Source organism: Syntrophothermus sp., from assembly GCF_013314835.1.
GTDB lineage: Bacteria > Bacillota > Syntrophomonadia > Syntrophomonadales > Syntrophothermaceae > Syntrophothermus > Syntrophothermus lipocalidus.
In genome coordinates this window covers 1-4558 of the sequence record NZ_JABUEX010000106.1, presented here as the reverse complement: position 1 = coordinate 4558, position 4558 = coordinate 1, and the positions used below count along the sequence as shown (strand labels likewise).

Sequence of the window (4558 nt, the reverse complement as noted above, 5' to 3'; positions counted from 1 at the left end):
ACGGCCAACTCTCTGCGGCCCACCACAGCAACACTCCTCTTTCACCAGGCCATTGGTGCTGCTGCGTCCAACGGGCTTTCTCCCGGGCGCGCGCTCGCAGCAGCGCCTCCGCCTCGTCCCTCCTGTACCTCTTGTGGTTCTACAGCTTTCCGCCTTTTTCCTCCCTGCGGCAGGGCGGTTTTGAGCATAAAATTCCGGTGCGCCTGCTTGCCTGACCGGGGCGCGCCGGGGGCCTTTGGACCCCTTAAAGGAGTAGCAAAAATGTTTGCGAGCGGTTATAATAGCCTTGAGGTGATCGATGTGGCCATACCGCGCGAATGCATAAAGGCCCTCATCGACCGGCTGACCGACAAGCAGGCCGAGGCCCTTTGGGTGATCCTGGAGTCGATGGCCTGGCCCACGGAGAAAATCACGCCGGAAGAGGCCGCGGAGCTCGAAGAAGCAAGGGCCGAAATACGGGCCGGCAAAGGCATCAAAGCCGAGGACGTCTGGCGTGAGTTGGAAATTTGAGGTCATCTTCTCACCCCGGGCCAAGAGGCATTTGAAGGCGTTGGACAGGAGCGTCCAAACCCGCATTAAAGAGGCCGTCGCCAACAACCTGGTCTGTTTTCCGCCAAGGGGCGATGTGATTAAGCTGGAAGGCGGGAAAGGGACCGAGCTGCGGCTGAGGATCGGCGTGGAGGGTGAGAAGAAAAAGCGCAGCAGGCTAAAAAGGCAAAAATCGGTTTATATTCCCCACCCGAAACGTGACAAAGCTGGAAACCCGGAAAGCCGCATCACAACAGGCTTTCTGGGTTTCCAGCATCCTTTTGTCTTTGATTACAACGGCCGTTCTATGGGCTTTTTACGAAGCCGGAGGGCCGACCTGGAAAGGACCGTGAAGAAGCCGGTATAGGAGATCCTTCAACTCGCTTTTTGCTGGGCGCGGAGATTGGCCCGTGCCTTTTCTTTTTTTGAGAGGGCGACCGGCCCGGAAAGGAGATGACGCCGAGGCTGCAGGTGAGTGCGTGACCATAATTCGCGGCGTGGTCACAGCGGGGTGTGACCGCGGTCACAGGATTTGTTCAGTACGCTAAATGCTCCTTATTGTGTACTAAACAGGCAAAGAAGGACGCAAAAGGCTGGTCAAAGAATATATTAAATGCAAAATTTTGGTTCTCAAAAGGAGAAAGGAGAGAAACGTCGAATGGATGCATAATATGGATACGTTAACCAGGTTCAAGAACAGCCTGCTGGCAAGGGGCCTCTTTCCGGGACGGTTGAATTATACGCCGGGCACCTGCGCCGGTTCTTCTCATGGGTGGAAGGCACTTGTGGCGAGGCAGACCCCAAGGCGGTCACTCCCCTGGACGTGGCCAACTACCGGCGGCACCTGCAGAACAAGAACAGGAAGCCCGTCACGGTGAACAACGCCCTGGACGCCATCGGCAGCTTCTTCACCTGGGCGAAGGAATCGGGGATTGTTGAGTCCGACCCGACTGAAGGGGTGAAGCGGCTGCCGGAGCAAAAGGCCGCTCCCAAGTGGCTCGACAGAAGGGAGTTGGGTGCTTTGATGCGGGCGGTTCAAAAGCGCGGGAGCAAGAAAGACCAGGTTTTGATATCTCTCCTGCTGCACACCGGACTCAGGGTATCGGAGGCGGCGGTTTCCCTGAAGGCTAAAGACGTTGTGATCAGGGAGCATTCCGGCCATGTTGTAGTCCGGCACGGCAAAGGGAGCAAGTACCGGGAAGTGCCCCTGAACGCCACGGCAAGGCGTATTTTGAGCGGCTACCTGGCTGACCTTTCCGGTGAGTGGCTCTTTCCCGGCAAGAACGGCCCGATGACCAGGAGGGTGGCTGAAAAGGTCATTGCGAAGTATGCGCGGCTGGCGGGGGTTAAGGTTACTCCTCACTCCTTAAGGCACACCTTCTGTAAGATGCTGGTAGACGCAGGGGAAAGCCTAGACAGGGTGGCAATGCTTGCGGGTCATGAAAATCTGAATACCACGGCCAGATATACCAGACCGGGCAAGGCCGACCTGGAAAAAGCTGTAGAAAAAATTGCGTGGGAGTGAAAAACATGCACAATTTGTTAACAAATGAAGAAAAAAGAGTTTCTGTCTACCAGCCAACTGAAAGACCAACTGATCCTAAAACGGTTACCCCAGATACTCCTTTGGAGGATTTAAACCTGAACTGGCGGGAAGTTGACCTGCCAGAGCGCGAAAGAACGAAGCACGTTCACCGGCTACATCCTTACCTGGGCAAGTTTATTCCCCAGTTGGTGGAAATATTCCTGCGGAAATATTTTCGGCCCGGCCAAATGGTGCTTGATCCATTTTGCGGCTCCGGGACGACTCTTGTCCAAGCAAATGAACTGGGGATTAATGCGGTGGGTTACGATATAAGCGGCTTCAACGTTCTTCTTTGCCGGGCAAAGACGGCAAAGTATGACATCCAGAAAGCGCGGAAGGAAGTTTTGGACATTTTGAGGAAAACGGACGCGGAAAGAAAGAAGGCATATGGCAACCGGCAACTGACCTTCTGGGAAGAAGAGGCCTCCGCTCTTACTTTTGAAACGAAAGACGAATACCTGTTAAACTGGTACGCCCCTCGCGCCTTGACAGAACTGCTGATTTACCGGCATTATATCAAGGATTATGAATACCAGGACCTGCTAAAGATAATTTTATCTCGTTCTGCCCGCTCTGCCCGACTAACCACGCACTTTGATCTGGACTTTCCCAAAAAACCGCAGAGAGAGCCTTACTGGTGCTATAAACATTCTCGAATATGCCAGCCCACAACCGAGGCGTTTAAGTTTTTATGCCGCTACAGTTACGATACTATCAGCAGAATCGAAGAATTCGCCAGAATCAGGACCGATGCAAGGGTTGAAATATTCCATGAAGACAGCCGGACTGCCGATTTCCCCCCTGTTCATGGCGTGATCACCAGTCCTCCCTACGTAGGGCTGATCGACTACCACGAGCAGCACGCCTATGCCTACCACCTCTTGGGCCTAGAGGATAGAAGGGAAGACGAAATTGGGGCGGCATCCAAGGGCACTAGCCAGAGAGCGAAGCAAGAATATCAGGAAGATATAGCGGAGGTTTTTCGCCGGGTAAATGAATCCCTTTTGCCAGGCGGAAGGGTTATCGTCGTGGCCGCTGATACTGCCAACCTGTATGATAGCATTGCTGAACAAGCTGGGTTCCGGGTTGAAGGCGTTATCAACCGGCACGTTAACCGCAGGACGGGAAGAAGATCCAGTGAATTCTTCGAGTCCGTATTTATTTGGAGAAAGGACTGACTTCATTGCTTCCGGAAGAGAAGAAAGAGCGCATTAAAATTATGCTAAAAAACTGGCTCTATAGAAAATTTGATGATATTCAGAATATCGATCCAGTGTCCCTGTTGCCAAACCCTTTTTTGTTGAGAGTATTGGGGATAAAAGAAAATACAGTTGAGGCTTACGAGTTTCGTATCCGTCAAAGGCTGGAAAGGACACTGGTTACTTCTTTTGGCAGTATATTTCAGGAAGTCTTGAAAGTGTTGGACAAAGAGGCCAGAGTTGAGGACATTGACCTTGTTTTTAAGAAAAATGGCAAAACTCACTACGTTCAGTTAAAGAGCGGGCCTGAAGGTTTTACCCGCCCGGCCTTGAGAAAAACCAAGCAAACTTTTGAGGAACTGAAAATGCAAGATCCGAGTTGTGTGACAGTTATCGGCTTCGCCTACGGGAGCAGTATGGATTTGTCACCGGTATGGGGGCAAGAGGCGAAAGAAAGCGCGGATATGCTTTTGGCTGGAAAAGACTTATGGGATTATTTTTTGGGGAAAGGAGCTTATGAAGAGATCTTAAGCGTTTTTGAAGAAGCCGGAAATGAAGTGGTCAAAGAGAAAACCGGCGGGCAGAGTGGGCTTTACGGGACGTTTGTAAAAATGCTGCTTGAGAAAATCAGGTAGGTAAAAAGCGACCTTTCTTTCTGGTTAGCTTGACCTTCCCAGCGCGGGATTAATTTCCCGCGCTTTTTCGTTTTTATTGGGAGGTGAAACGCGGCATGGAAGAGCAGATATTCCTCACCGTGCCGGAGGCGGCGAAGATTTTGCGGCTGAAGCGGAGCACCGCGTACGAGTACGTCCGGCAAGGAATTATCCCCAGCGTCCGGCTGGGGCGGTTTATCCGAATCCGGCGGGATGTTGTTGAAAATCTTGGGTTCGAGAAGGAAATCGATGGGGCCGGGGCGAAGTCTTAATTCGCCCCGGCCGGCAAAAGGAGGTACGAAGTTTGCGGGGCTGCATCTAGAAGAGGTCGTCGCGGTCGCGGACCGTGATCGTTGAGCTTCCTCTGGTTCTACAGTTTTCCGCCTTTTTCCTCCCTGCGAGGGCAGTTTTGAGCATAAAATTCCGGTGCGCCTGTTTGCCTGACCGGGGCGCGCCGGGGGCATTTGGACGCCTTAAAGGAGTAGCAAAAATGTTTGCGAGCGGTTATAATAGCCTTGAGGTGATTAATATGGCAGTAGCGCGCGAGTATGTGAAAGCCCTCATCGGCCGGCTGACCGACGAACAGGTGCAAG

At 52.5% G+C, this 4558-nt stretch carries 6 protein-coding genes and 1 pseudogene; all 7 read left to right on the top strand.

Annotated features, from left to right (window positions below):
* Positions 1-510: hypothetical protein (locus HPY90_RS14950; protein WP_287195666.1), on the top strand; the 510-nt coding region annotated here is incomplete at its 5' end.
* On the top strand, positions 494-895 hold the full coding sequence (locus HPY90_RS14945) for a type II toxin-antitoxin system RelE family toxin (protein WP_287195664.1): 402 nt from the start codon (positions 494-496) through the stop codon (positions 893-895). The genes HPY90_RS14950 and HPY90_RS14945, both read left to right, overlap by 17 nt.
* A 405-nt stretch (positions 896-1300) precedes the next feature.
* A complete protein-coding gene (locus HPY90_RS14940) occupies positions 1301-2053 on the top strand; it encodes a tyrosine-type recombinase/integrase (protein ID WP_287195662.1) in 753 nt (250 codons plus the stop codon).
* Between the two features lie 5 nt (positions 2054-2058).
* On the top strand, positions 2059-3291 hold the full coding sequence (locus HPY90_RS14935) for a DNA methyltransferase (protein WP_287195660.1): 1233 nt from the start codon (positions 2059-2061) through the stop codon (positions 3289-3291).
* Between the two features lie 131 nt (positions 3292-3422).
* Entirely contained in the window at positions 3423-3947 is a 525-nt protein-coding gene (locus tag HPY90_RS14930; protein ID WP_502707218.1) for a PDDEXK family nuclease, read from the top strand.
* Positions 3948-4042: 95 nt separating this feature from the next.
* Positions 4043-4237 (top strand): helix-turn-helix domain-containing protein, encoded by a 195-nt coding sequence (locus tag HPY90_RS14925; protein WP_287195658.1) that lies wholly within the window; start codon positions 4043-4045, stop codon positions 4235-4237.
* A gap of 137 nt (positions 4238-4374) precedes the next feature.
* Positions 4375-4558 (top strand): annotated as a pseudogene (locus HPY90_RS14920) (hypothetical protein); the annotation flags it as partial.

Coding starts and splice junctions, on each gene's coding strand:
- HPY90_RS14925 (WP_287195658.1), top strand. CDS start 4,043: ATGGAAGAGCAGATATTCCTCACCGTGCCGGAGGCGGCGAAGATTTTG.
- HPY90_RS14935 (WP_287195660.1), top strand. CDS start 2,059: ATGCACAATTTGTTAACAAATGAAGAAAAAAGAGTTTCTGTCTACCAG.